Raw genomic sequence first — 24,843 nt, forward strand, 5'->3', positions numbered from 1 at the left:
AGGGGTCGCTGCAAGTACGTCCCTGTAAGCTCGGTCGCCGCATCCATGCGGCTCACGCCCCTGCAACCGGACCCACCCCGCCTTCGACAGTTTCCTGCGGCCGTTGGAACGGCACGGGTGGCTCTACTGGTGGGTGCCGACCGTCGGTCGGCACTGGGTCGGATCCCGTTGCGACGCAACGGGCTCCGGCCCCATCCGGATTTCAGCTCTGGTAGCTGCCAACCTTGGTTGGCACGTTTTATCGTTGCCTTCGAAATACGCGGCCAGCGGTACCACTGGCAGGTGCTCCGGATCGCGGGCGTCGAGGCGTTCAAGCAAGTCCAGCGGATGTTGGCGGGAGGACCTGAAGCGTTCCTTGCGTGCACAGACAATCACACATCTTACCTATGGGAGATTGACAATCAGCTCCCTCAGTATCAACAGCGACGAGCTCACAAGGAACAGGCCCTGCAAGCGCCCATTCCGCAACAGCGCCCCCGCGCTGGAAGGAGGCACGACCTCCAAAAAGTAGATGCAGATCCGCGGAACCGCTCCCAACATAGCAAGTACGCAGCAGAAGTAGCCTAGGATGGCTGCACTTCTCCATTGACTGGCTGCCAGTAGAGCAACCGCTACGCCAAGATAAATCGGCACGGCATAAAAACAAGCGACCCATACAGTGGAAGCGATCTTATGGGCAAGTTCCATCATGCGCACCCTGGCGGGTGCAAGTACGCTTCCAGTGCGCCCAAATATGATCGAGGCCAGCCCAGCGATGAAAAGGGTAGAGGCTGTCGTGGCGCCAATGACGGCCGGCGAGAACCACTCCTTGAGCATCGCAATGACCGTTCCAGACAGCGCAGGCACAAGCCCCGCGGATATGACCAAGCCTGCACCGACCAGCAGACGCTTTGGCCAACTTTTGAGGTAGCTTCGGATGTCCCTTTCCACGCAGGCTTCAATTTCAACTTTAAGCTTTGTCATGTAGATCCTTCGGCTTGTGTATTGAGTTGGAGCGCTCTGAGCTTGGATACCATCGGGCTGAACTAGCGATGTTCACAGCTTGGTGGAGGGTCAGTAGATCGGCGTGACCTTCATCTGCGGCAGCGGGCGTGGTGCGCCGTCGGTCAGGTCCGGGCCCAGGTCTTCCCAGGTGCGGCCCTGCTCCACCATCTGCGCCCACAGCTGCTGTGAACCACGACGCTTGTCTTCCGAGCCCAGCTTGTACGACGGCGGCACGGGTTCGCCGCTGGCGACGATGGAGTACGCCGCGCGATAAGCCAGCACCTGCTGCGCCGGGTCGTCGGTGCGCGCCACTTCCAGCGTATAGCGCTGGTAGGCCGAAGCGAGGTTGCGCCAGCGGATCCAGTAGTGGTTCTCGAACGAGAACGCGCAGAAGCGTGCACCGGCCAGGCTGCCCTTGTCGGCGATGCGGCTCAGCACCTCCTGCGGCATGTCCAGGTTCATGCCGCCTTCGTCGCCCTGCAGGCTCACATGCACGATGCGGTCGCGGTAACCCGGTGCACGCGCCTGCAGCAGGTCGCGCCAGTTCTGCATGGTCGCCACCACCGCGAACAGGAAGCGACCCAGCTCGGCCGCCGCCAACGGCGTGGCAATCGACTGGTAGTGCCGCTGCCAGCCATGGCGGTTCTCGGTGGGAAGGACAACCGCGCGCTCCAGTGCCTGCTGGCCGGTGGCGCCGTGGCTGACATCCTCGGCGTTCTGCGGATAGACCAGGTTGATGGCGAAGGTCGGCCAGCGTGGCATCGCCGCGTCGAACAGGTGGATGGGGAAGTTGCTGCTGATGCCGCCATCGGAAAACCAGCAGATGCGGAAGGCGGTGATGACCGGGCCGCAGGACTGGCCGGCACTGGTCAGCCCTTCCATGCTGTCGGCCACGTTGTGTTCGGCATCGGCCGCGGCCGGCGACGGTTCGCAGCGGCGCTCACGACGCGCCGGTTCATGCAGCGGCACCGCGCTGATCAGCAGCGGGAAACTCAGGCTCATGCGGGTGGCCACCAGCACCGGCAGCTGCGGGCCCTGCGGCAGGTGGTGGTACTGCCGCCCGTCCGCCTCCACCGGCGCACCGGCGTGGTCGACCAGCCACTGCACCACGCTGGCCGGGAACAGCTGCTCGAACTCCTCGCGCAGGAACCAGAACTGCGCGCCGCCCAGCGGCAGCGTGCGCGGTTCGTTGTGCGATACGCAGGTGGTGATCATCTGCAGGCTGATCGCATGCGGGCTCTCCGGCTCGCCGGCATAGCGCGGCGCGGCGTGCAGATCCGCGAAGGTCAGCGGCGCATCCGGCGACTTGCCGGCCAGCTGCTGCAGGCTCTCGTGCAGCCATTCGGTCAGCGCCGGCTTGCGCGCGTCGCGGCCCAGGCCGCTGCACAGGCCCAGCAGGTTGCGCCGCGCCACCCTCGCCACCCGCAGTGCGGCACCGGCCACGCCGGCCCCATAGGCACACAACAGCGACGGCAGCAGTGTGGCCGCCACGCCGCTCCAACCGCCGCCCCACCAGCCCAGGCCGAGCAGCAGTGCCAGCGACACCAGCACTTCCAGCTGGGCGATCTCGAACACGGCCACCGCCAGGCACAGCAGCTTGCGCGGCCAACTGTAACTGCCGGTCAACGCGACCAGCAGCCGGTAGGCCGCCCGCGCACCGCGCGCCGGCTGGAACAGGCTGTAGATGAAGCCGCGCCGCGACAGCTGCGCCGACACCGCCGCCAGGCCGCCATAGCCGGCGTCGTCAGCCAGGTGCTCGCCGGCCTGCTGGCGGCGATCGCCATAGGCCGCCGCTGCCGCGACCGCCGCGGCAATGGCGCCGGCCGAGGTGCCACCGATGCTCTTGAACCGATAATCGCGGGCCAGCGTCAGTACCGCATTGGGGTACACGATGCCGCTGGTGATGCCGCCCTTCATGACCAGATCGCAGTACTTGTCTGCCACTACCCTGCCCCCGCTGACTGTGCCTGAGATGCCACCCGACGCTACGGATGCAGTATGACGCGAAGGGTTCTCACAGCCTGAGAACCCGCCCACGGAAGGCCTACTGGCCACTCCCGCCGTGCCGGGGCACACTGCGCCCAGGACACTCATGCAGGGATTGCCATGACCACCCGTCGCGCGTTCATCGCAGGCTGTGCCGCCGCCACTGCCGCCAGTGCCTGTACCCGGCGCGGCACGCCCGTGGCCAACGACATCAGCCAGCTGGAACCTACCGACGTGGCCGCGGTGCGGGCCGTTGCCGAAACGGCCGACCTGCAGGCCGCCCTGCAGCAGCACCGGGGCACGGTCTGCGTGGCCGGCGGCCGCTACAGCATGGGCGGGCAGACCAGTGCGGCCGGCGCCCTGCAGCTGGACCTGACGCCGAGCCACCGCCTGCTGTGGCTGGACGTCGTGCGCAAGGCGGTGCGCGTGCAGGCCGGCATGCGCTGGCGCGCGCTGCAGGAATGGCTGGACCCGCACAACCTGTCGGTGAAGGTGATGCAGAGCTTCAGCAATTTCACCGTCGGCGGTTCGGTGTCGGTGAACTGCCATGGCCGCTACGTCGGCAGCGGCAGCATGGCCTCCACCGTGCGTGCGCTGCAGGTGGTGCTGCGGTCCGGCGAGGTGGTCGAGACCTCGCGCACGCAGCACCCGGAGCTGTTCGCCGCGGTCATCGGGGGCTATGGCCTGATCGGCGTGGTCAGTGAAGTCGAGCTGGACCTGGCCGACAACGACCGCATGGCGCGGCACATGGAGCGGGTGGCGCTGGCCGATTACCCGCAGTGGTTCCGCGAGAACGTGGCGTCGCGCAGCGATGCGTTGATGCACAACGCCGACCTCATTCCGCCGCGTTTCGATGCACCGGTGACCGTGACCTGGCGGCGCAGCACTGCAGCGCTGACCGACACCCGGCGCCTGATACCGCGGGGTGCCAACTATGTCCACGAACAGAACATGATCTGGGCCGTCACCGAACTGCCCGGCGGCCCGCAGCTGCGCGAGAGCTCGGTGGTGAGGCAGCAGATGGCCGAACCGCGGGTGATCCATCGCAACCTGGAAGCGAGCCTGGATGTGGCCTCGCTGGAACCCCGCATGCGCGCGGTGTCGACCTACCTGCTGCAGGAATACTTCATCCCCGTGGGCAGCTTCCAGGCCTTCGCCACGCGCATGTCCGCGATCCTGCAGCACCACCGTGTCGACGCACTGAATGTATCGATCCGCCACGCCCCCGCTGATACGACCGCATTGATGAAGTGGGCGAACGAAGACGTGTTCTGCTTCGTGCTGTACCACAAGCAACGACGGCACCCGTGGGGCGACACGATGTCCACACGCTGGACCCGCGCATTGATCGACGCGGCAGTGGAAAGCGGCGGCCGGTATTACCTGCCCTACCGCCCGCACGCCACACGCGAGCAGTTCCAGCGCGCGTACCCGCAGTGGAACGCATTCGTTGAACGCAAACGCCAGTACGACCCGCAGATGCAGCTGGTGAACCACCTCTGGCAGCGCTACCTCGCAGCGCCTTAGCAGCGCACACGAGCAAGCGGCGACCGAGCTTACAGGGACGTACTTGCAGCGTCTCCCTCAACCGGCCCCCCCCGCCAACCCACGGATAGCAGGCTCCTGCTCTGGCCTCGGCAGGTGCAGGGCGCAGCCCTGCCGGCAACCCCCACACTTGACCCCCACAACCATCGGCGTAGCATCTGCACCAAGCCAAGGGACAGACCCGCGGCTGCCACAACGACATGAGGGATTCTCATGGAATTCGACTATCTCGTCTTCATCGGGCGTTTCGAGCCCTTCCACAACGGCCACGCCGCCGTTGCCCGCCTGGCCCTGAGCCGGGCCCGCAAGCTGATCTTCCTGGTCGGCTCTGCCGATACCCCCCGCAGCCTGCGCAATCCCTGGACCGTGGCCGAACGCGCCGTGATGATCCAGGCCGCCCTCGATGGCAACACCCAACGCCTGCTGATCCGCCCGCTGCGCGACCACCTGTACAACGAAGCGCAGTGGATCGCCAACGTGCAGCGCCAGGTCGCCGAAGCCCTACGCAACGACGGCGCCGCCGCCGATGCCAAGGTCGGCCTGATCGGCATGGACAAGGACGCCTCCAGCTACTACCTGCGCGAATTCCCGCAGTGGCCACTGGTGGACGTGCAGCACACGGCCACCCTGTCGGCCACCGAGCTGCGCCGCTACCTGTTCGAAGCCGGCGACGTCGACTTCCACGGTGCGCTGCTGATGCTGCGTGGCAACGTGCCGGCGCCGGTGTACGACATGCTCGAAGCCTTCCGCAGAAGCGCACCGGCCTATGGCCAGCTGGTGGCCGAGTACCGCTTCATCGAACAGTACAAGGCCGCCTGGAAGGACGCGCCCTACGCGCCCACTTTCGTCACCACCGATGCGGTGGTAGTGCATTCGGGCCACGTGCTGCTGGTGCGCCGCCGTTCGGAACCCGGCAAGGGCCTATGGGCTCTGCCCGGTGGATTCGTCGGCCAGGAACAGAGCCTGCTCGACAGCTGCCTGCGCGAACTGCGCGAGGAAACCCGGCTGAAGATCCCGCTGCCGGTGCTGAAGGGTTCGCTGAAGAGCCAGCAGGTGTTCGACCACCCCGACCGAAGCCAGCGCGGCCGCACCATCACCCACGGTTTCCACTTCGAATTCCCGGCCGGTGAACTGCCGGCGGTGCGCGGCGGCGACGATGCCGACAAGGCGCGCTGGATTCCGGTGAGCGAAGCGCTGGAGATGGGCCCGCAGCTGTTCGAAGACCACCTGCACATCCTGGAGTATTTCCTCGGCCGGGGCTGACCCGACCGGCTTTCCCCACCGGCGGATAGACCGCCGGTGTCACTCGACGCGAAGGAGCTTCCGTCATGCATTACCTCGATAATCTTCTCCTCGACACCGACAGCTACAAGGCCAGCCACTGGCTGCAGTACCCGCCGGGTACCGATGCCACGTTCTTCTACGTGGAATCGCGCGGCGGCCTGCACGACCGCACGGTGTTCTTCGGCTTGCAGGCGATCCTCAAGGACGCCTTGGCACGGCCCATCACCCACGCCGACATCGACGACGCCGCCGCGGTGTTCGCCGCGCATGGCGAACCGTTCAATGAAGCCGGCTGGCGAGATATCGTCGACCGCCTCGGCGGCCACCTGCCGGTACGCATCCGCGCCGTGCCCGAGGGCAGCGTGGTGCCCACGCACCAGGCGCTGATGACCATCGAATCGACCGACCCGGCCGCGTTCTGGGTGCCCTCGTACCTGGAAACCCTGCTGCTGCGCGTGTGGTACCCGGTCACCGTGGCCACCATCAGCTGGCATGCGCGGCAGACCGTCGCCGGCTTCCTGCAGCAGACCAGCGACGACCCGCAGGGGCAGCTGCCGTTCAAGCTGCACGACTTCGGCGCACGCGGTGTGTCGAGCCTGCAGTCGGCCGCGCTGGGCGGTGCCGCGCACCTGGTCAACTTCCTCGGCACCGACACCGTCTCGGCGCTGTGCCTGGCCCGCGCGCACTACCACGCGCCGATGGCCGGCTATTCGATTCCCGCCGCCGAGCACAGCACCATCACCAGCTGGGGCCGCGAGCGCGAAGTGGATGCCTACCGCAACATGCTGCGCCAGTTCGGCAAGCCCGGTGCGATCGTCGCAGTGGTGTCGGACAGCTATGACATCTACCGCGCGATCAGCGAACACTGGGGCACCACCCTGCGCGATGAAGTGATCGCCTCGGGCGCGACCCTGGTCATCCGCCCCGATTCGGGGGACCCGGTGGAGGTGGTGGCCGAGAGCCTGCGCCGCCTGGACGAGGCCTTTGGCCATACGATCAACGGCAAGGGCTACCGCGTGCTCAACCACGTGCGGGTGATCCAGGGCGATGGCATCAACCCGGACACGATCCGCGCCATCCTGCAGCGCATCACAGGGGACGGCTACGCTGCCGACAACGTGGCCTTCGGCATGGGCGGTGCCCTGCTGCAGCGGCTGGATCGCGATACGCAGAAGTTCGCGCTGAAGTGCTCGGCCGCGCGGGTGGACGGTGCGTGGATCGACGTTTACAAGGACCCGATCACCGATGCCGGCAAGACCAGCAAGCGCGGTCGCATGCGCCTGCTGCGCCGGCTGGACGACGGCAGCCTGCACACGGTGGCGCTGCCAGCCAGCGGTGACGACACGCTGCCGGCCGGCTTCGAGGATGCGATGGTGACCGTGTGGGAGAACGGGCGGTTGCTGTACGACCAGCGCTTGGAGGACATCCGCGCGCGGGCTGCTGCGGGGCGTTGACGGCGTCTCCGGGGTCAGAGCCCGCTGCGTGGCAGCGGGATCCGACCCCTTCCTTCCGCAGGGTCGGATCCCGTTGCAGCGCAACGGGCTCCGACCCCACTGCCTCTTGACCCACGCCGGCAACGCGTCCACCGTGGGCACGCCGAAGGTATCCCTGCCGTCGTTGCGACAACGGCAGGGATTTGAATGGGAATCCGGTGAAGGCGCCTCGCGCGCCCATTCCGGAGCTGCCCCGCAGCGGTGAATGGAAACGAATCCTGCCAACAGCACTGGGCTCGCGCCTGGGAAGCGGCAGGTAGTAGGTGGGCTGTGGCCCGTGTCCATCAGCCCGAATACCGGCCCCGGCCGGGGGACACGACCGTCCCCTGACTCGACCTGGAATCTCCGCGGGGAGGTTGCCGGGGCCAATGTCGTCCTGCGCGTGCAGGCGGCGTGGCCGCGCGCGTCCTGTTCACGGTATCCGGCCAGACCCGTTGCCCACGCCCAGATGCACCCGACGATGACCGAGTTCCAACGCCCCGCCCTGTCCCTCCCCGCCGACGGCAAGCGCCTGCTGCTGCATTCGTGCTGCGCGCCCTGCTCGGGCGAAGTGATGGAGGCGATCACCGCCTCCGGGATCGACTACGCGATCTTCTTCTACAACCCCAACATCCACCCGGTGAAGGAATACGAGCTGCGCAAGCAGGAGAACATCCGCTTCGCCGAGCAGCACGGCATCCCCTTCATCGATTGCGACTACGACACCGACAACTGGTTCAGCCGCGCGCGAGGCATGGAAAACGAACCGGAGCGCGGCATCCGCTGCACGATGTGCTTCGACATGCGTTTCGAGCGCACCGCGCTGTACGCGCATGAGCACGGCTACGACACCATCAGTTCGTCGCTGGGCATTTCGCGCTGGAAAAACATGGCGCAGATCAACGACTGCGGCGTGCGCGCGGCATCGCGCTACGAAGGCCTGCAGTACTGGGAATACAACTGGCGCAAGGGCGGCGGTGCCAGCCGCATGGTGGAGATCAGCAAGCGCGAACAGTTCTACCAGCAGGAATACTGCGGCTGCGTGTATTCGCTGCGCGATGCCAACCGCCACCGCCGCGAAACCGGTCGCGAGCGCATCAAGATCGGCCTGCTGTACTACGGCCAGGATGCTGAAACGCCGCAAGGCGATTGACGTGTGCGCGGGGGGCGGCCACGCTGGTCGCCCCTTCTGCTGCGCTGGACCCTGCCATGACCGCCCTGCCCGCCGATGTCGCCCTGCTGGTGATCGACCTGCAGCCGGACTTCATGCCCGGTGGCGCGCTGGCCTGTGACCAGGGCGATGCGCTGGTGGCGCCGGTTGCCGAGCTGCTGGCGCAGCGCCGCTACCGTACGGTGGTGGCCACGCAGGACTGGCACCCGGCCGACCACGCCTCCTTCGCCAGCCAGCACCCCGGCACGCGCTCGTTCGAGAGCATCCTGCTGCACGCGCAGCCGCAGACCCTGTGGCCGGACCACTGCGTGCAGGGCAGCGACGGCGCCGCGCTGCACCCGGGCGTGGACTGGACCGTGGCCGACCTGATCCTGCGCAAGGGCACCCGCCAGCAGGTGGATTCGTACAGCGCGTTCCGCGAGAACCATGGCCCGGAGGGCGAGCGCCCGCCGACAGGCCTGGCCGGCTGGCTGCATGAGCGACGCATCTGCGAGGTGCATGTGTGCGGCCTGGCGCGCGATTACTGCGTGCTGTGGAGCGCGCAGGACGCGGTGAAATCCGGCTTCCGGGTGAAGTTCCTGTGGGAGCTGACGCGGCCGGTGACCGAAGCCAATGACGCGATGGTGCGTGAGGCGCTGGGCAAGGCGGGGATTGCGATCCTTTGATCGATGGCCGCCTTCACAGCTGCGCGGGCGGCAGATCCCTCAACCATGCCGGCCCCTTCGCGACGATGCCGGACGGGTTCAACTGGCGATGGCTCTGGTAATAGTGGTGGGTGATGTGGTGGGCATCCACCGTGCGGGCGACCGCAGGCATCGCCAGCATCCGCTGCAGCAGCCCGTTCAGACCGGGGTAGCTGGCGATCTGCCGCACATTGCATTTGAAATGGCCGTGGTAGACCGCATCGAACCTCAGCAGCGTAGTGAACAGGCGGATATCGGCCTCGGTCATTCGACCACCCACCAGCCACGGCGACTGCTGAAGCTGCGCATCAAGCATGTCCAACGTTTCGAACAGCGGCCCCACGGCCTCGTCGTAGGCCTGCTGGGTGCTGGCGAAGCCTGCCTTGTAGACGCCGTTGTTGACCGCCTCGTAGACGCGTGCGTTGATCGCATCGATGTCCGCACGCAGGGCTTCAGGGTAGTAATCACCGGGCAGCGCACCGTGACCGTCAAATGCCTCGTTGAACATCCGCAGGATGTCGGCCGATTCATTGCTGACGATGCTGCGCTGCTCGCGGTCCCACAGCACCGGCACGGTCACCTTGCCGGTCATGCCCGGCTTCGCGGCGGTGTACAGGTGATGCAGGTATTCCGCCTGCAGTTCCGGGTCGGGTATTACGCCGCGCCCTGGCTGGAACGTCCAGCCCTGGTCACCCATGTACCAGTGCACTACCGATACGGGCAGCACTGATTCCAGACCCTTGAGCGCGCGCATGATCAGGGCACGGTGGGCCCAGGGGCAGGCCAGGCTGACATACAGGCGGTAACGCCCGGATGCGGCCGCATGCCCTGGCTGGCCCTGCGGCCCAGGCCCGCCATCGGCTGTCAGCCAGTGGCGGAACGTGGATTCCTCGCGGTGGAACTGCCCATCCTCGCCGGCGGCACCTGCGGTGCCGACCTGCCAGACGCCATCAACGAGCTGGCCCATGCCGGTGCTCCCTCTGCTGCAGAACCGATACCGTAGCGCGTGGAGCCGCAACGTCCGGTGAGAACTGCGTGGAGGCGGGGCCCCTCAGCGGAACACGACCGTGCGATGCCCGTTGAGCAGGATGCGGTGCTCCACATGCCGGCGCACGGCGCGCGCCAGCACCTGTGATTCGGTATCGCTGCCCAGCCGCACCAGCTCGCGCGGCGCCATCGCGTGGTCCACGCGGGCCACGTCCTGTTCGATGATCGGGCCTTCGTCCAGATCCTCGGTCACGTAGTGCGCAGTGGCGCCGATGATCTTGACCCCGCGCGCGTGCGCCTGGTGGTAGGGCTGCGCGCCCTTGAAGCTGGGCAGAAAGCTGTGGTGGATGTTGATGGCGCGACCGGCCAGGGCACGGCACAGCGTGGGCGAGAGAATCTGCATGTAACGCGCCAGCACCACCAGGTCGATGCGCTCGCGCTCGACCAGATCGATGATCTGCTGTTCCTGCACGGCGCGCGTGTCCGCGTTCACCGGCAGGTGATGGAACGGCACCTGGTAGGACGCGGCCAGCGGCGCGAAATCGGCGTGGTTGGACGCCACCGCGGCGATATCCACTTTCAGCTGGCCACTATGGGCGCGGAACAGCAGATCGTTCAGGCAATGGCCCTGCTTGCTGACCAGCACCAGCAGGCGCGCGCGGCGGCGGCCGTCGTGCAGCTGCCAGTCCATGCCGTAGTCGGCGGCCAGCGCGGCCATCGCCGCATGCACGGTATCCAGCGGCAGGCTGGCGTCGCGGTCAAAATGCACGCGCAGGAAGAAGCGTCCGCTCTCCTCGTCGCCGAACTGCTGGGCGTCGAGGATGTTGCAGCCGTGGTCGAACAACAGCCCGGACACGCGGTAGACGATGCCGGTGCGGTCGGGGCAGGACAGGGTAAGAATGGAATCGGGGCGCATCGCCCGAGTTTAGGGCAGCGCCGTGGCGGCGGGGACGATGGTCACCGATGCAACCGTGTGCGCCGATGATCAGCGTGGCGCCTCCATCAGCGCCTGCAGTGCCCGCAGCGCCTGACCGTCGTTCTCCCAGCCCAGCGCGGTGGTCGTCAGCTCGCCGTCCTTCAGCAGATGGAAGGTGGGCGTCTGGCCGGTGCGCAGCGCCGTCCAGGCCGGGCCGGGCTGCAGCGGCTGCATCGGCAGATCGGGATGGGCACGGTTCCAGTCCAGCATCTGCTGGCTGGGCCAGCTCTGGTCGTTGGGCACCACCAGCTGCAGGTGTGGCCGCAACCCGGCGAACGCGGGATCGGTGGTGATCGCCGCCAGGGCACGCTGCGAGAAACCACAGTACGGATGGACCAGCGCCACGACCTGCCAGCCCTGCTGCGGCAGGGTGCGGCGGACGGCGTGGTCGGCGTCTGAAAGCACCAGCACCTGGCGCGCCGCCACCATATCGCCGGTGATCTCGGGCAGGACCTTGGCATCCAGGCCGGCGTCGGCGCGCAGCGCATTGGCCTGGGCGAACCGACGCTGTGCGATCAGCGCACGGTGCAGTTCATCGGCGCGGGCCTTCTCGGCATCGCCCTGGCCCCGCAGACGCGGCAACAGGCACTGCATCTGGTCCAGCCGCTGCGCGTCCGGCGCGTAGAAGTTGACCAGCTGGGTGGCCGCGAATGCATCCTCCACGCGCTCGGCCGGTACGGCCTGGCAGCCCTCGGCAAGCATCGATGCCAGCGGATCGGCCTGATAGGCCGCCTGCAGGCGCTGCACGCGCTCGGCCAGTGGCACCGCCCGCGCGTCCTCGTCGATGGCCAGCAGGCGGTCGGCCAGAGGGGTCGGGGCGGCGGACACGCCGGCGCTGGCCAACAACAGCAGCCCACCCGTCCAACGACGCAGCGCGATCGGCTTCATGCGGCCTCCTTCCCCATGGACGCAGGCAGCCTAGCGCGGTCGATGGGCACACACCAGATGCGGACGCGACAACGCTGCGCGGCTTGGTACAGACCCAAGCGATACTTGCCCTCCCCCATGGCAAGCTGGTCGGTCATGAACCTGTTGCAGCTCATCCGCAGCTTCACCCGCACCGCAGAGACCGGCAGCATTGCCGCCGCGGCCCGCCACCTTGGCATCAGCGCCACCGCCGTGGGCCAGAACATCAACCGGCTGGAAGCCCACCTGGGCGTGCGCCTGCTCAACCGCAGCACCCGGCAGCTGGCGCTCAGCGAGGCCGGTGCGGTGTACCTGGCGCAGGTGCGGCACATCGAGGCCGACCTGGCGCGCGCGCAGGCGATCGTCACCGCCGGCGACATCGAACCGTCCGGGCCGCTGCGCATCGCCAGCAGCAGCGCGTTCGGCCGCCACGTGCTGGCACCGCTGCTGCCCAGCCTGCAGCAGCGCTACCCGCAGCTGCAGCTGGAACTGCGGCTGAGCGATCGCGCCGTGCAGCATGGGCCGGAAGCGGTGGATGCGAGCATCCGCATCGGCGCGCAGCTGGAAGACGGGCTGGTGGCGCGGCCGCTGGCGCGTATTCCGTTCATGTTCTGTGCGTCGCCGGCGTATCTGAAGGCGCACGGCACGCCGGCCGATCCGGCCGCACTGAATGGCCATCGCGGCCTGCTGCACCGCTTCCCCACCGATGGCCGGCCGCTGCGCTGGGGCCTGCTGAAGGACGGACAGCGGGTGGACGCTGCGCTGCCGCCGAGCATGGTCTGCGATGACATCGACGCGCTGGCCGAACTGTCCGCTGCAGGTGCAGGCATCACCCGGCTGGCTGCATTCGTGGCCGAACCCTATCTGCGCGATGGCCGCCTTCAGGCGGTGTTCGATCCGACCAGCGACTGGCAGCCGGAGCCGATGGAGGTGTTCTTCTGCGTGAGCGATCGCCGCGATTTCACCGCGAAGATCCGCGCGCTGTTCGAGCACCTGCAGGCCGGCATCGCGCCGGCCTGGCAGGTCTGAGGCTAACGCGCGCGGAACACGTTGCGCGCTTCGCGCGGCTCGCAGCGCAGGTACTGCGGCGACGGCACCACGCTGTCGCCCAGCGCGGCAGCGGCGTGCCACGGCCAGCGCGGGTCGTACAGGATGCCGCGGGCCAGGGCGATGGCATCGGCCTGGTTGTGGCGCAGGATCGATTCGGCCTGTTCCGGCTCGGTGATCAGGCCGACCGCGATGACCGGCATGCGCAGCTTCTTGGCCTTGATGGCCGCCGCGAACGGCACCTGGTAACCCGGGCCGACGCTGATCTTCTGGCGCTCGTCGAGGCCGCCGCTGGACACGTGCAGGAAGTTGCAGCCGCGTGCGTCGAGGATCTGCGCCAGCGCTTCGCTCTGCACCAGGTCCCAGCCGCCATCGACCCAGTCGGTGGCGGAAATGCGCACGCCCACCGACACCTTGTCCGACACCGCTTCGCGCACCGCATCGAACACTTCCACGAGCAGGCGCAGGCGGTTCGGCAGCGAGCCACCGTAGCCGTCGGTGCGGCGGTTGCTGAGCGGCGACAGGAACTGGTGCAGCAGGTAGCCGTGCGCGGCGTGGATCTCGATCAGCTCGAAGCCCAGGCGCTCGGCGCGCACCGCGCTGGCGGCGAAGGCGGCGATGACCTCGGCGATGCCGGCTTCATCCAGCGCCTCCGGTGCCGGGTCAGCGGCATGGAACGGCACCGGCGACGGCGCCACCGTGGTCCAGCCACGGGCATCGTCGGCCGGCAGCTGGCGGCCACCGTCCCACGGGCGGGCGGTGGAGGCCTTGCGACCGGCGTGGGCCAGCTGGATGCCCAGCGGCATCGACGACCAGCGGCGCACGCTGGCCAGCACCTGCGCCAGGGCGGCCTCGGTCTCATCGTCCCACAGGCCCAGGTCGGCCCAGCTGATGCGTCCGCGCGGTTCGACCGCGGTGGCTTCCAGGATCAGCAGGCCGGCGCCGGACTGCGCCAGGTTGCCCAGGTGCATGGCGTGCCAGTCGCTGGCGCGGCCCTCTTCGGCGGAGTACTGGCACATCGGCGCGATCACGATGCGGTTGGGCAGGGTCAGGGGGCCGAGGGACATCGGCGAGAACAGCTGGCTCAAGACGGTAAGGACATGCGGAGGGGGTGCGTATTGCACCGCTGCAGAGCCTGCGGATCAACCATCTGGATGGATCGCTGTTTCGCGCGACCTGGTGCAGCCGAGCGTGGGCTCGGCTCTACAGAAGCAGGCATCCCTTGTAGAGCCGAGCCCACGCTCGCCTCAGAGCATGGCCCAGCCCGCCAACGCCTCGGCGCAGTCCCGTTCATCCTTGAACTGCAGCAGGTCATCGGCACGGGTGCGGCCGCGGTTCAGCGCCGCCACCGGCAACCCGGCCCTGGCCGCAGCCTGCACGAAGCGGAAGCCGGAATAGACCATCAGCGAGGAACCCACCACCAGCACGGCATCGGCCTGCTGCAGGTGCTCCTGCACGGCCGCCACGCGCTCGCGCGGCACGTTTTCGCCGAAGAACACCACATCCGGCTTCAGCAGGCCGCCGCAGTACGGGCAATCCGGCACCACGAAGGCGGAGAAGTCGGTTTCCAGGTCGGCGTCACCGTCCGGAGCGATGCCCGCTTCCAGCGCGTCCCAGCCCGGGTTGGCTTCGAGCAGCCGCTGCTGGAAATCCCCGCGCCCGCTGCGGCGCTCGCAGCCCATGCAGCGCACCCGATCCAGCCGCCCGTGCAGATCGATCACGTTCTGGCTGCCGGCGCGCTGGTGCAGGCCGTCCACGTTCTGCGTCAGCAGCACCTGCAGGGTGCCGCGGGCTTCCAGCGCGGCCAGCGCCTGGTGGGTACCGTTGGGCAGGGCGAGGCCGAAGCGCGGCCAGCCCAGCAGGCTGCGCGCCCAGTAGCGCTGGCGGGTGGCCGCCTCGCCCATGAAGGCCTGGTAGGTCACCGGCGGCGTGCGTTTCCACTGGCCGTCGGTATCGCGGTAATCGGGGATGCCCGAGGCGGTACTGCAGCCGGCGCCGGTCAGCACGAACAGGCGTTGGGCGCGGTCGATGAAGTCGGTCAGCGGCGGGGTCATGGCAGCGAAATGGGGGCGCGCGGGCGCCCCCGCAAGCGCGTGGTCAGCTGGCCGGGTCGGCCGCCGCGGCGCCCGGCAGGCGCGGCACGGCGGTCGGCTGGCCATCCTCGCCCAGCGCGATCATCACGAAGTGGCCGCGGGTGCACAGCTTGCGCTCGCCGCTGTGCAGGTCTTCGGCAATCAGCTCCACCTCGACCTTCATCGAGCTGCGGCCCACTTCGACGATGCGACCCACGGTTTCCACCATCTGGCCGATGCGGATGGGCAGCTTGAAATCGACCTGGTCGCTGCGCGCGGTCACCACCGTGCGGCGCGAATAGCGGGCGGCGGCGAGGAAGGCGGCCTTGTCCATCCACGCCAGCGCCTGGCCACCGAACAAGGTGCCCATGTGGTTGGTGTGGTTGGGGAAGACGATTTCAGCCATGCGCACTTCGATGGGCGGCACGGTTTCGGGGATGGGGGTCATGGCGGGGCCATCGGTGTGGGGTGCGGCAATTTTAAGCCAGGCCCGGTGCAGGCGGCGCTACACTGCGCCACGCCCACCGCACGGAACGCCGCCATGCCCGCCGCCACCGACCTGCTGGCCTTCGCCCTGCTGTCGCTGGGCATGGTGCTCACGCCTGGGCCGAACATGGTCTACCTGGTCTCACGCTCGATCTGCCAGGGCCGTCGCGCCGGGCTGGTGTCGCTGGGCGGGGTGGCACTGGGCTTTCTGTTCTACATGCTGTGCGCGGCGCTGGGCATCACCGCCCTGCTGATGACCGTGCCCTTCGCCTACGACACGCTGCGCATCGGCGGCGCGTTGTACCTGCTGTACTTGGCTTGGCAGGCGGTGAAGCCGGGCGGCCGCTCGCCCTTCGCGGTGCATGCGTTGCCCGTGGACAGCCCGCGCCGGCTTTTCGCGATGGGCTTCCTGACCAACCTGCTGAACCCGAAGATCGCGGTGATGTACCTGTCCCTGCTGCCGCAGTTCCTGCACCCGGACGGCCACGGCAGCGTGCTGGCCCAGTCGGTGGTGCTGGGCTTCACCCAGATCGCGGTCAGCCTGGCGGTGAACACGGTAATCGTGCTGATGGCCGGCAGCATTGCGGCGTTCCTGGCCGCACGGCCGAGCTGGCAGGCCGTGCAGCGCTGGCTGATGGGCACGGTGCTGGCCGGGCTGGCCGTGCGGATGGCGGTGGAAGGGCGGCGGTAAGACCGTTGGTAGCGGTAGCGCCGGGCCATGCCCGGCGAGCGCGCAGCGCGGTCGATGTTTCCCGCCGCGCCGGATGGATTCCGCCGGGCGTGGCCCGGCGCTACCTTCAATGGTGGGTCGGTCCGGCAACCAGCCGCTCCACGGTTTCCGCGCAGCGGCGGCCGTTGATGGCCAGGCACAGCATGGCGTGGGTGGCTTCCGCCGGTTGCTTGCCCTGCAGTGGTGAGGTGCTGCCGTTGGCCTGGGCAAGCTGGTGGTCGCAGAGCAGCAGCTCGGTGCCTTCGATGCCCTGCATCAGGCGGCGCAGGCGCAGCAGTTGGTGATTGAGTTCGTGCGCGTTCGTCGGATCGGTACTCATGGTGGTGCCTCCATTACGGATCAGGCCACCGGTGAGGGTGGCGGACGATGCGTGGCTGCAATCCCGGTCTATCGACTGAAAAACCGGAAGGCACAAGGCCTCCACGCACCGCCCGCCGCAGAAGTACGACGGGTCGCCAACCGCCGCCGGACAGTTGCCGACGACGGTTGACGAGCGTATCAGTCGATAGGATTCGGGATTGCAGTCCCGGCTGCTGGTTCGCCAGCAGCGCGCCATGATGCGCAGCGGAATCCGCGTGATTCCAGAGGCTTACGCGACATGCAGACATCTTGTGGGCAGAGCCGACGCGTTGGGTCGTGATCGACCGTCGATGCGGTTTGCGTCATTGCGCGCTGCGCGCGTGAGTCGAGCATGGCTCGACTCTACAGAAACAAAAAAACCCCGGCATGGCCGGGGTTTTCCGTTGCGACAAACCTGACCGGTTCGATCAGAAGTTCATGTCAAAGGCGACTTCGCCCTGCACGCCGACCTGGTAGGCCGAGGCGCGGCGTTCGAAGAAGTTGGTCAGTTCCTGCACGTCCTGCAGTTCCATGAAGCTCAGCGGGTTGCGCACGTTGTACTTGCGCTCCATGCCCAGGCGATGGAAATGGTTGTCGGCGCAGTGCTGCAGGTACTGGCGCATGTCACGGGTGGAGATGCCCGCCACGCCACCGGACAGCACGTCCTCGGCGAACTGCACTTCGCACTCGATGGCTTCGGCCAGCATTTCGTAGACGTCCTGCTTCATCTTGTCGTCGAACAGGTCCGGCTCTTCCTCGCGGATCACGTCCACGCACTCGAAGGCGAAGTCCATGTGCGCGCTTTCGTCGCGGAACACCCAGTTGGTGCCCGAGGCCAGGCCATTGAGCAGGCCACGCGAACGGAAGTAGTAGACGTAGGCGAACGCAGCGAAGAAGAACAGGCCTTCGATGCACGCGGCGAAGCAGATCTGGTTCAGCAGGAACTGGCGACGCTCTTCGCGGGTCTCGATGCGCTTCAGGTTCTGGATCGAGTCGATCCACTTGAAGCAGAAATCAGCCTTCTTCTTGATCGAGTCGATGTTCTCCACCGCGTCGAAGGCTTTGGCGCGCTCGTCCGGATCCGGCAGGTAGTTGTCGAGCAGGGTCAGGTAGAACTGCACGTGCAGCGCCTCTTCATACAGCTGGCGCGACAGGTACATGCGGGCTTCGGGCGCGTTGAGGTGCTGGTACAGGTTCAGCACCAGGTTGTTGGACACGATCGAATCGCCGGTGGCGAAGAACGCGACCAGGCGGTGGATCAGGTGGCGCTCACCCGGCGACATCTTGCTGTGCAGGTCGCTGATGTCGATCTGGAAGTTGATCTCTTCCACCGTCCAGGTGTTCTTGATCGCGTTCCGGTACATGTCATAGAACTGCGGGTAGCGCATCGGGCGCAGGGTCAGTTCAAAACCGGGATCGAGCAGCATCTGCTTGGGCGTGTCGGCCATGGGTGTTTCCTTGTCTTCTCGGGTCAAAACGCCGGGCTTGGCCCGGCGCTGCCTTGTCATTTGCGCAGCCGAGCATGGCTCGGCTCTACAGGTGCGAGGTGCCGGCGGGGCCGGCACGGCGCGTCTTATTGGCAGGCCTCGCAGGCTTCCGGGTTTTCCAGCGAGCAGGCGATGGCCTCTTCCGGGCTGAACACCTTCTCCGGCGCTGCAGTGGCGGTGTGGCTGACCGTGGTCTTGGCGATCTTGGTGGCCGGGCGCGAACGCAGGTAGTAGGTGGTCTTGATGCCCTGCTTCCAGGCGTACATGTACATGGAGGACATCGCGCCGATGTTCGGGCTTTCCATGAACAGGTTGAGCGAGGCGGACTGGTCGATGAAGGCGCCACGGTCGGCCGCCATGTCGATCAGCGAACGCATCGGCAGTTCCCACGCGGTGCGGTAGACGTGGCGCAGCGTTTCCGGAATCTGCGTGATGCCCTGGATCGAGCCTTCGGCCAGCTTGATGGCGTCGCGCATTTCCGGGGTCCAATGGCCCAGCTTCTTCAGCTCATTCACCAGGTAGCGGTTGACCTGCAGGAAGTCACCGGACAGGGTTTCGCGCTTGAACAGGTTGGACACCTGCGGTTCGACGCACTCGTAGCAGCCGGCAATCGAGGCGATGGTCGCGGTCGGGGCAATGGCGATCATCAGCGAGTTGCGCAGGCCGTGTTCCTTGATGCGCTCACGCAGGGTGTCCCAACGCTCGGCATCTTCCGGCACCACGTTCCAGGCATCGAACTGCAGCTCGCCGCTGGCCGCACGGGTGTCGGCGAAGGACGGGTGCTTGCCGCGTTCCTGGGCCAGCTCAACCGAGGTTTCCAGCGCGTGGAAGTAGATCGTTTCGGCGATCTTCTTCGACAGCGCGCGTGCTTCGGCGCCGTCGAACGGCAGGCGCTTGCGGAAGAACACGTCCTGCAGGCCCATGCAGCCCAGGCCGACCGGACGCCAGCGCAGGTTGCCACGGCGCGCCGATTCGATCGGGTAGAAGTTCAGGTCGATCACGCGGTCGAGCTGGCGCACGGCCAGGCGCACGGTGTCGGCCAGCTTGTCGAAATCGAACTCGCCGTTGCCGTCGAAGTGGTTGCCCAGGTTGATCGAACCCAGGTTGCATACTGCGGTCTCTTCCGCCGAGGTGACTTCCAGGATTTCGGTGCACAGGTTGGACAGGTGGATGACGTTGCCGGCGCGCAGGGTCTGGTTGCTGGCGCGGTTGCACTTGTCCTTGAAGGTCATCCAGCCGTTGCCGGTCTCGGCCAGGGTACGCATCATCCGCGAGTACAGCTTGCGCGCGGAGATGGTGCGGTTGGCCTTGCCCTGTGCTTCGGCCTGCAGGTACGCGGCCTCGAAGGCTTCGCCGAACAGGTCGGTGAACTCCGGCACGACGCGCGGATCGAACAGCGACCATTCCTGGTCGGCTTCGACGCGCTTCATGAACAGGTCCGGGATCCAGTTGGCCAGGTTCAGGTTGTGCGCACGGCGCGATTCGTCGCCGGTGTTGTCACGCAGTTCGAGGAAATCCTCGATGTCGGCGTGCCAGGTTTCCAGGTAGACGCAGGCCGCGCCCTTGCGCTTGCCGCCCTGGTTCACCGCAGCCACGGACGAATCCATGGTCTTCAGCCACGGCACGATGCCGTTGGAGTGGCCGTTGGTGGACTTGATGAGCGAACCACGCGAACGCACGCGGGTGTAGCTGACGCCGATGCCGCCGGAGAACTTGGACAGCTGGGCGATGTCGCCGTACTTGGAGTAGATCGACTCCAGCGAATCCTGCGGCGAATCCAGCAGGAAGCACGAGGACAGCTGCTCGTGGGTGGTGCCGGAGTTGAACAGGGTCGGGCTGGACGGCAGGTAGTCCAGGTTGCCCATGCGCTTGTACAGCGCCAGGGCCTCGGCCACGTCCTCGCTGAGTGCGCTGGCGATGCGCAGGAAGAACTGCTGCGGGGTCTCGATCACCTTGCGGGTGTGCGGGTGGCGCAGCAGGTAGCGGTCGTACAGGGTACGCAGGCCGAAGTAATCGAAGTTGAGGTCCAGCGAGATGTCGATGGCATCGTTGAGCTTGCGTGCGTTGGTCTGCACGAAGTTCAGCAGGCGGTCGTTGATCAGGCCGACTTCGTGGCCACGGCTGACCGACTGCGAGAAGGCGTAGATTTCCTGGCCCGACACTTCCTTGGCGATGTAGTTGGCCAGCAGGCGCGCGGCAAGGCGGCCGTACTCGGGCTCTTCACCGATCAGCAGGGCGGCGGTGCGGATGGACAGTTCGTCCAGTTCACGGGTGGTGGCGCCGTTGTACAGGCCGGAGATGGTACGGGTGGCCACGCGCATCGGATCGACGGCGTGCAGGCCTTCGGAGGAACGCTGCACCGCGCGCACGATCTTGTTCAGATCCACCAGCTCGGTCGTGCCGTTGCGCTTGGTCACGCTCATCGCGTTGGCCGTCGGCGGCGACGTCAGCAGGAATTCGCTTTCCTTCTCGATGGTGGCGCTGGATTCGGTGGTCACGGCGTGTGTCCTCTTGGCGTGATTGGGGGTGCTGTATGCATCAGGGTTGCTCGACCTGGGACATGACAGCCCAGGGTGGCAGGACGGCGTCGCAGGAGGTGAGACCCTGCGCCTTCCACTGCCGGTTGGCGATCGCTGGCGGGTACCGCGGTAGTGCCCCGTTGCGGACCCCAAGCCATGGGGTCGTTGCGACCGACGGCCACAAGATAGTGGGGGTAATGGGGGCCGTCAACGCCAAATGTAGTGAAATTTGGTAATCCCTTGCGGCGCAAGGATCATGCCATCGGCGCCGCGTCTGGACGCTTTGGACCTGCCGGAACGGGCTGCGCAGTCAAGCCCGGAAGGCGTCACATCGGCGGTACAACGTGCTGCGGAAACGGAACAATGACAGCTTCACATGACAGTGATGAAGCTGGCTAGGGACAACCCTGTGGATAGGTGGTGGGCAGCCGGTGGGAAAGCCGGTATGGCCGGAGCGATGGCCATCGGGCAGTGACTTCCGGCCGGTGACGGCACCGTGCGGGCGCGGGATGCTGTGGTCCTGCACTGACCGGAAAGGATTCCACCATGCGCCTGCCCCTGCCCCCCGTTGCCCTGCTGGCCTGCCTGGCCACCGCACCCGCGATGGCCGCCGACGCCCCGAAGCTGCGCTCGGACCAGTGCGGCATGCGCACCGACTACGACGTGCTGGTGGACAGCGGTGGCATCTGGCTGCGGCATGGCCCGCAGGCGCCGCACGAGGTGGTGTTCCACGATGGCGTGCTGAGCCTGGACGACACGGTCGTGCCGGTCAGCGAGGCCGACGCCGCCCGCCTGCGGCAGATGGAGGCCGGGGCGCGGCAGCTGATGCCGGCGGCCACGGCGCTGGCCCACGAAGTGAGCGGCCTGAGCTTCGACGTGCTCGACGGGGTCTATGAGAGCCTCACCGGCACCGCCAACAGCCGCAAGGTCCGGCGCCTGCGCCGGCAGGCCGATGACTGGATCGGCGGCACGCTGGGCAAGGGCTACTGGGAACAGGCGGTGTTCGGGCCGGGCTTCGAGACCAAGGTGCAGGACATGGCCGAGTCGCTGTCCGCGTCCATCGTCCGCAGCATGCTGTGGCAGATGGTCACCGGCCGCAGCGATGCGATGGAGGAGCGCGCCGACCGCCTGGACGCGCAGATGGAACAGCAGCTGGAAGGCCGCGCCGAGCGCATCGAGGCCCGCGCGCGGGCGCTGTGCCCGCTGGTGGCCGCCGTGGCCGAGGCCCACGACGCGCTGGAGGTGCGCTACCAGGGGCAGCCGCTGCGGCTGATCCAGCGCAGTGAGGGCGTGCAGGTGGCGGCCAGCACGCGTGAGCAGCCGCAGGATGATGCGGTGGCCCCGAGCCGGTAAGCGCGCCGCGCTGTTGTAGAGCCGAGCCGCGCTCGGCTGCCTTCGGCGCATCATGCAGAAGCGGCCGAGCATGGGCTCGGCTCTACAGCCAGCGGCCCCCTCACGCCCGGTGCGGGGTGCCCAGGTACTCGGCGCTCTGCATTTCGATCAGGCGCGAGGCGGTGCGCTCGAAGGCGCCCTGCAGGCGTTCGCCGGCATACAGTTCCACCGGCGAGGTGCTTGCCGTGCAGACCAGGTTGACGTGACGGTCGTACAGCTCATCGATCAGGTTCACGAAGCGGCGCGCGGCATCTTCGTTCAGGCGGTCGAAGGCGGGAATGCCGCCCAGCAGCACCGTGTTGAACTCGTGCGCGATCTCGATGTAATCCGACGGGCCGCGCGGGCCTTCGCAAAGCGCGGCGAAATCGAACCAGGCGATGCTCTTGCCGCGGCCACGCACCGGAATCTTGCGGCCCTCGATCTCGATGTTGCCGGCCTTGGCCGGCTGCCCGCCACTCAGTTCGCCCCAGCGGCTGGCCAGCCAGCCATCGCTGTCGGCAGCCAGCGGCGCGCGGTACACCGGCGACCGGGTCAGCGCGCGCATGCGGTAATCCTCGGTTCCCTCGGCGTACAGCTCCACGCAGTATCGCTGCAGCAGGCCGATGGCCGGCATGAAGCTCTCGCGCTGCAGGCCGTTCAGATACAGGTTCTCGACCGCCGTATTGGAGGTGGTGACCAGGGTCACGCCCTCGGCGAACAGGCGCTCAAGCAGGCGCGCCAGCAGCATCGCATCGCCGATGTCGGTGACGAAGAACTCGTCCAGCACCAGCACGCGCAGGTTGCTGCGCCATTCCTGGGCGATCTTCGCCAGCGGGTCGCTCTGCCCCTGGTGCTCGCGCAGGCGCTCGTGGACGCTGCGCATGAAGCGGTGGAAGTGCGTGCGGTACTTCTGCTTGATCGGCAGGCCGTCGTAGAACAGGTCGACCAGGAAGGTCTTGCCACGGCCGACGCCGCCCCAGAAGTACAGGCCCTTGACCGGCTCGGGCTTCTTCCAGAACGAGGACAGGCGGTCCAGCCAGCCATCCTCGGCGCTGTCGACCAGGCCCAGGTGGATGCGGTCCAGCTCGGCCAGGGCCGCGTGCTGGGCCGGGTCGTCCTGCCAGTCGCCGCTGGCAACCCCGGCCGCGTACCGCTGCGACGGGGTCAACGCCTGCTCGCTCATGCCGCCGCGCCCAGCCAGTGCTTGACGCCATGGGTGAGCGCGCCGCGCAGGTCGATCAGCTTGCGGTGGAAGAAGTGGCTGGTTTCGGGCATGCGCACCAGCTCATGCGGGAAATCGAGCGTCTCCAGCCACTGGTAGACGGCCTGCGGGTCGACGACCTCGTCCTGCTCGCCCTGGATGACCAGCCAGCGGGCCGGTGGCTGCACGCCGCTGAAATCCCAGCGGCCGGCCGGCGGCGCGATCGAGATCAGCGCTTCCGGTTGCAGTTCGCCTGCGGCTTTCAGCGAAACGAAGGAGCCGAAGCTGAAACCGGCCAGCCACAGGCGGTCGTCCGGGCGCTGGCTGCGCACCCAGGCGGTGACCGCCTTGAGGTCGTCCTGTTCGCCCACGCCGTGGTCGAAGCGGCCGGCCGAGCCGCCGACGCTCCGGAAGTTGAAGCGCACCGTGGCGATGCCCAGCTCGCGAAGGGTGGTGGCGGTCATGGTGACCACCTTGTTGTGCAGGGTGCCGCCTTCGGTGGACAGCGGGTGGCAGATGACGGCCACGATCGGCTGCACCGGCACGTCGGCCTTGGGCAGGTCGACGACCACTTCCAGCGGGCCGGCCGGGCCGTCCAGTACGAGGCAGGCGGTTTCGCCGGGGGCGACGGGGAACGAGGGCTTGTGCATGGCACCATGATACCGTCCCCCGCCCCTGCCCTGTGCCCTGCCCCATGCTCTATCTGTCCCTGGCCGTGATCTGCAGTGTGCTGGTTTCAGTGGTGTTGAAGCTGGCCAACCGCCGCGCGCTGGACGTGCCACAGATGGTGACCTGGAACTATCTGGTCGCCGCCACCCTGACTGCCGTGGTGCTGCAGCCGCCGCTGGACGCGCTGCGCGCGCCGCATGCGCCGTGGCTGTCACTGCTGGCGCTGGCGGTGGTGCTGCCGTCGATCTTCCTGGTGCTGGGCCGCGCGGTGGCGGTGGCCGGCATCGTCCGCACCGACGTGGCCCAGCGCCTGTCGCTGCTGCTGTCACTGGCCGCGGCCTTCCTGTTCTTCGGCCAGACCGCCACGCCGTGGAAGCTGGCCGGTCTGGGTCTGGGCGTGCTGGCGATGGTGGCTATCAGCGTGCGCCCGCGTGGGCCGGCAGTGGCGGCCTCGCCGGGTGGCTGGGGCTGGCTGCTGGGCGTGTGGGGCGGCTTTGCCGTGGTGGACGTGCTGCTCAAGCAGGTGGCGCTGTCGGGCACGCCGTCGATGGCGGCGGTGCTGGCCAGCTTCAGCGTGGCCTTCGTGCTGATGCTGGTGCTGCAGCTGTGGCGGCATGCCAGCGGACGCAGCCGGCTGGCCTGGCGCAACCTGGGGGCCGGCGCGCTGCTGGGCCTGCTCAACGGCGGCAACATCCTCTTCTATGTGCATGCGCACCAGTCGATGCCGGACAGCCCGGCCACGGTGTTCGCCGGCATGAACATCGGCGTGGTGGTGCTGGGCGCGCTGGTGGGCGTGTTCGCCTTCGGCGAGGCCACCACCAAGTGGAACCGCGCCGGCCTGGCGCTGGCGGTACTGGCGATCGGGTTGATCGCCTGGGGGTGAGGCCGGAGCGATCCTGCCTTCTGTAGAGTCGAGCCATGCTCGACT

22 protein-coding genes and 1 riboswitch are annotated in these 24,843 nt (G+C 67.5%); of the genes, 9 read left to right on the forward strand and 13 right to left on the reverse strand.

What is annotated here, in order from left to right; genetic code table 11:
- Window positions 1-384: 384 nt before the first annotated feature.
- Together DCO49_RS12695 and DCO49_RS12700 are read right to left on the reverse strand one after the other, a co-directional pair.
- The gene (locus DCO49_RS12695) at window positions 385-963 is read right to left on the reverse strand and encodes a hypothetical protein (protein WP_133249430.1); all 579 of its coding nucleotides are present in this window, start codon (window positions 961-963) and stop codon (window positions 385-387) included.
- Between the two features lie 90 nt (window positions 964-1,053).
- Window positions 1,054-2,928 carry a patatin-like phospholipase family protein gene (locus DCO49_RS12700; RefSeq protein WP_116864335.1) on the reverse strand — a complete coding sequence of 625 codons (1,875 nt, stop codon included), beginning with the start codon at window positions 2,926-2,928 and terminating at the stop codon, window positions 1,054-1,056.
- Between the two features lie 162 nt (window positions 2,929-3,090).
- Here DCO49_RS12700 and DCO49_RS12705 point away from each other — a divergent pair, with 162 nt between their 5' ends.
- From DCO49_RS12705 to pncA, 5 genes are all read left to right on the forward strand, one after another.
- The gene (locus DCO49_RS12705) at window positions 3,091-4,497 is read left to right on the forward strand and encodes an FAD-binding oxidoreductase (protein ID WP_116864336.1); all 1,407 of its coding nucleotides are present in this window, start codon (window positions 3,091-3,093) and stop codon (window positions 4,495-4,497) included.
- 225 nt (window positions 4,498-4,722) lie between these two features.
- A complete protein-coding gene (locus tag DCO49_RS12710; RefSeq protein ID WP_116864337.1) occupies window positions 4,723-5,778 on the forward strand; it encodes a bifunctional nicotinamide-nucleotide adenylyltransferase/Nudix hydroxylase in 1,056 nt (351 codons plus the stop codon).
- A gap of 65 nt (window positions 5,779-5,843) precedes the next feature.
- A complete protein-coding gene (locus DCO49_RS12715; RefSeq protein WP_116864338.1) occupies window positions 5,844-7,253 on the forward strand; it encodes a nicotinate phosphoribosyltransferase in 1,410 nt (469 codons plus the stop codon).
- 129 nt (window positions 7,254-7,382) lie between these two features.
- Window positions 7,383-7,612: riboswitch (cobalamin riboswitch) on the forward strand.
- Window positions 7,613-7,752: 140 nt separating this feature from the next.
- Window positions 7,753-8,424: an epoxyqueuosine reductase QueH gene (locus DCO49_RS12720; protein ID WP_116864339.1), complete on the forward strand. Its 672-nt coding sequence runs from the start codon at window positions 7,753-7,755 to the stop codon at window positions 8,422-8,424.
- Between the two features lie 56 nt (window positions 8,425-8,480).
- Window positions 8,481-9,107, forward strand: a complete 627-nt coding sequence (gene pncA, locus DCO49_RS12725) for a bifunctional nicotinamidase/pyrazinamidase (protein ID WP_116864340.1) — start codon at window positions 8,481-8,483, stop codon at window positions 9,105-9,107.
- A 13-nt stretch (window positions 9,108-9,120) separates the two neighbouring features.
- On the opposite strand, the gene DCO49_RS12730 is transcribed toward pncA, so the two are convergent.
- The 3 genes from DCO49_RS12730 to DCO49_RS12740 all read right to left on the reverse strand — a co-directional run bounded on the left by DCO49_RS12730 (window position 9,121) and on the right by DCO49_RS12740 (window position 11,976).
- The gene (locus DCO49_RS12730; RefSeq protein ID WP_116864341.1) at window positions 9,121-10,092 is read right to left on the reverse strand and encodes a glutathione S-transferase family protein; all 972 of its coding nucleotides are present in this window, start codon (window positions 10,090-10,092) and stop codon (window positions 9,121-9,123) included.
- Window positions 10,093-10,176: 84 nt separating this feature from the next.
- Window positions 10,177-11,028, reverse strand: a complete 852-nt coding sequence (purU, locus tag DCO49_RS12735; protein ID WP_116864342.1) for a formyltetrahydrofolate deformylase — start codon at window positions 11,026-11,028, stop codon at window positions 10,177-10,179.
- A 69-nt stretch (window positions 11,029-11,097) separates the two neighbouring features.
- The gene (locus DCO49_RS12740) at window positions 11,098-11,976 is read right to left on the reverse strand and encodes a hypothetical protein (protein ID WP_116864343.1); all 879 of its coding nucleotides are present in this window, start codon (window positions 11,974-11,976) and stop codon (window positions 11,098-11,100) included.
- A gap of 135 nt (window positions 11,977-12,111) precedes the next feature.
- On the opposite strand from DCO49_RS12740, the gene DCO49_RS12745 reads away from it, so the two are divergent.
- The gene (locus DCO49_RS12745) at window positions 12,112-13,023 is read left to right on the forward strand and encodes a LysR family transcriptional regulator (RefSeq protein WP_116864344.1); all 912 of its coding nucleotides are present in this window, start codon (window positions 12,112-12,114) and stop codon (window positions 13,021-13,023) included.
- 2 nt (window positions 13,024-13,025) lie between these two features.
- Here DCO49_RS12745 and DCO49_RS12750 read toward each other — a convergent pair whose 3' ends face one another.
- The 3 genes from DCO49_RS12750 to DCO49_RS12760 all read right to left on the reverse strand — a co-directional run bounded on the left by DCO49_RS12750 (window position 13,026) and on the right by DCO49_RS12760 (window position 15,561).
- Entirely contained in the window at window positions 13,026-14,129 is a 1,104-nt protein-coding gene (locus DCO49_RS12750; protein WP_116864345.1) for an NADH:flavin oxidoreductase/NADH oxidase, read from the reverse strand.
- A 159-nt stretch (window positions 14,130-14,288) separates the two neighbouring features.
- Entirely contained in the window at window positions 14,289-15,095 is an 807-nt protein-coding gene (locus DCO49_RS12755) for an NAD-dependent protein deacetylase (RefSeq protein WP_116864346.1), read from the reverse strand.
- Between the two features lie 43 nt (window positions 15,096-15,138).
- Entirely contained in the window at window positions 15,139-15,561 is a 423-nt protein-coding gene (locus tag DCO49_RS12760; RefSeq protein ID WP_116864347.1) for an acyl-CoA thioesterase, read from the reverse strand.
- Between the two features lie 93 nt (window positions 15,562-15,654).
- Between DCO49_RS12760 and DCO49_RS12765 the strand changes: the two genes are divergently transcribed.
- Entirely contained in the window at window positions 15,655-16,290 is a 636-nt protein-coding gene (locus DCO49_RS12765; RefSeq protein WP_116864348.1) for a LysE family translocator, read from the forward strand.
- A gap of 106 nt (window positions 16,291-16,396) precedes the next feature.
- On the opposite strand, the gene DCO49_RS12770 is transcribed toward DCO49_RS12765, so the two are convergent.
- From DCO49_RS12770 to DCO49_RS12780, 3 genes are all read right to left on the reverse strand, one after another.
- A complete protein-coding gene (locus DCO49_RS12770) occupies window positions 16,397-16,648 on the reverse strand; it encodes a hypothetical protein (protein ID WP_116864349.1) in 252 nt (83 codons plus the stop codon).
- Between the two features lie 448 nt (window positions 16,649-17,096).
- Window positions 17,097-18,116, reverse strand: coding sequence for a ribonucleotide-diphosphate reductase subunit beta (locus tag DCO49_RS12775; RefSeq protein ID WP_116864350.1), 1,020 nt, complete (start codon window positions 18,114-18,116; stop codon window positions 17,097-17,099).
- Window positions 18,117-18,241: 125 nt separating this feature from the next.
- The gene (locus DCO49_RS12780) at window positions 18,242-20,653 is read right to left on the reverse strand and encodes a ribonucleoside-diphosphate reductase subunit alpha (RefSeq protein WP_116864351.1); all 2,412 of its coding nucleotides are present in this window, start codon (window positions 20,651-20,653) and stop codon (window positions 18,242-18,244) included.
- A gap of 567 nt (window positions 20,654-21,220) precedes the next feature.
- Here DCO49_RS12780 and DCO49_RS12785 point away from each other — a divergent pair.
- The gene (locus DCO49_RS12785) at window positions 21,221-22,027 is read left to right on the forward strand and encodes a DUF2884 family protein (protein ID WP_116864352.1); all 807 of its coding nucleotides are present in this window, start codon (window positions 21,221-21,223) and stop codon (window positions 22,025-22,027) included.
- A 100-nt stretch (window positions 22,028-22,127) separates the two neighbouring features.
- Here DCO49_RS12785 and zapE read toward each other — a convergent pair whose 3' ends face one another.
- Both zapE and DCO49_RS12795 read right to left on the reverse strand, forming a co-directional pair.
- Entirely contained in the window at window positions 22,128-23,228 is a 1,101-nt protein-coding gene (gene zapE / locus DCO49_RS12790; RefSeq protein WP_108767352.1) for a cell division protein ZapE, read from the reverse strand.
- Window positions 23,225-23,896 carry a CocE/NonD family hydrolase gene (locus tag DCO49_RS12795; RefSeq protein WP_116864353.1) on the reverse strand — a complete coding sequence of 224 codons (672 nt, stop codon included), beginning with the start codon at window positions 23,894-23,896 and terminating at the stop codon, window positions 23,225-23,227. Before DCO49_RS12795 ends, zapE begins: the two co-directional genes overlap by 4 nt.
- Before the next feature lie 44 nt (window positions 23,897-23,940).
- On the opposite strand from DCO49_RS12795, the gene DCO49_RS12800 reads away from it, so the two are divergent.
- Window positions 23,941-24,798, forward strand: a complete 858-nt coding sequence (locus tag DCO49_RS12800) for an EamA/RhaT family transporter (protein ID WP_116864354.1) — start codon at window positions 23,941-23,943, stop codon at window positions 24,796-24,798.
- Window positions 24,799-24,843 lie beyond the last annotated feature (45 nt).

The sequence above is a fragment of the Stenotrophomonas sp. SPM genome, from assembly GCF_003105135.1.
In the GTDB taxonomy this organism is placed as follows: Bacteria; Pseudomonadota; Gammaproteobacteria; order Xanthomonadales; family Xanthomonadaceae; genus Stenotrophomonas.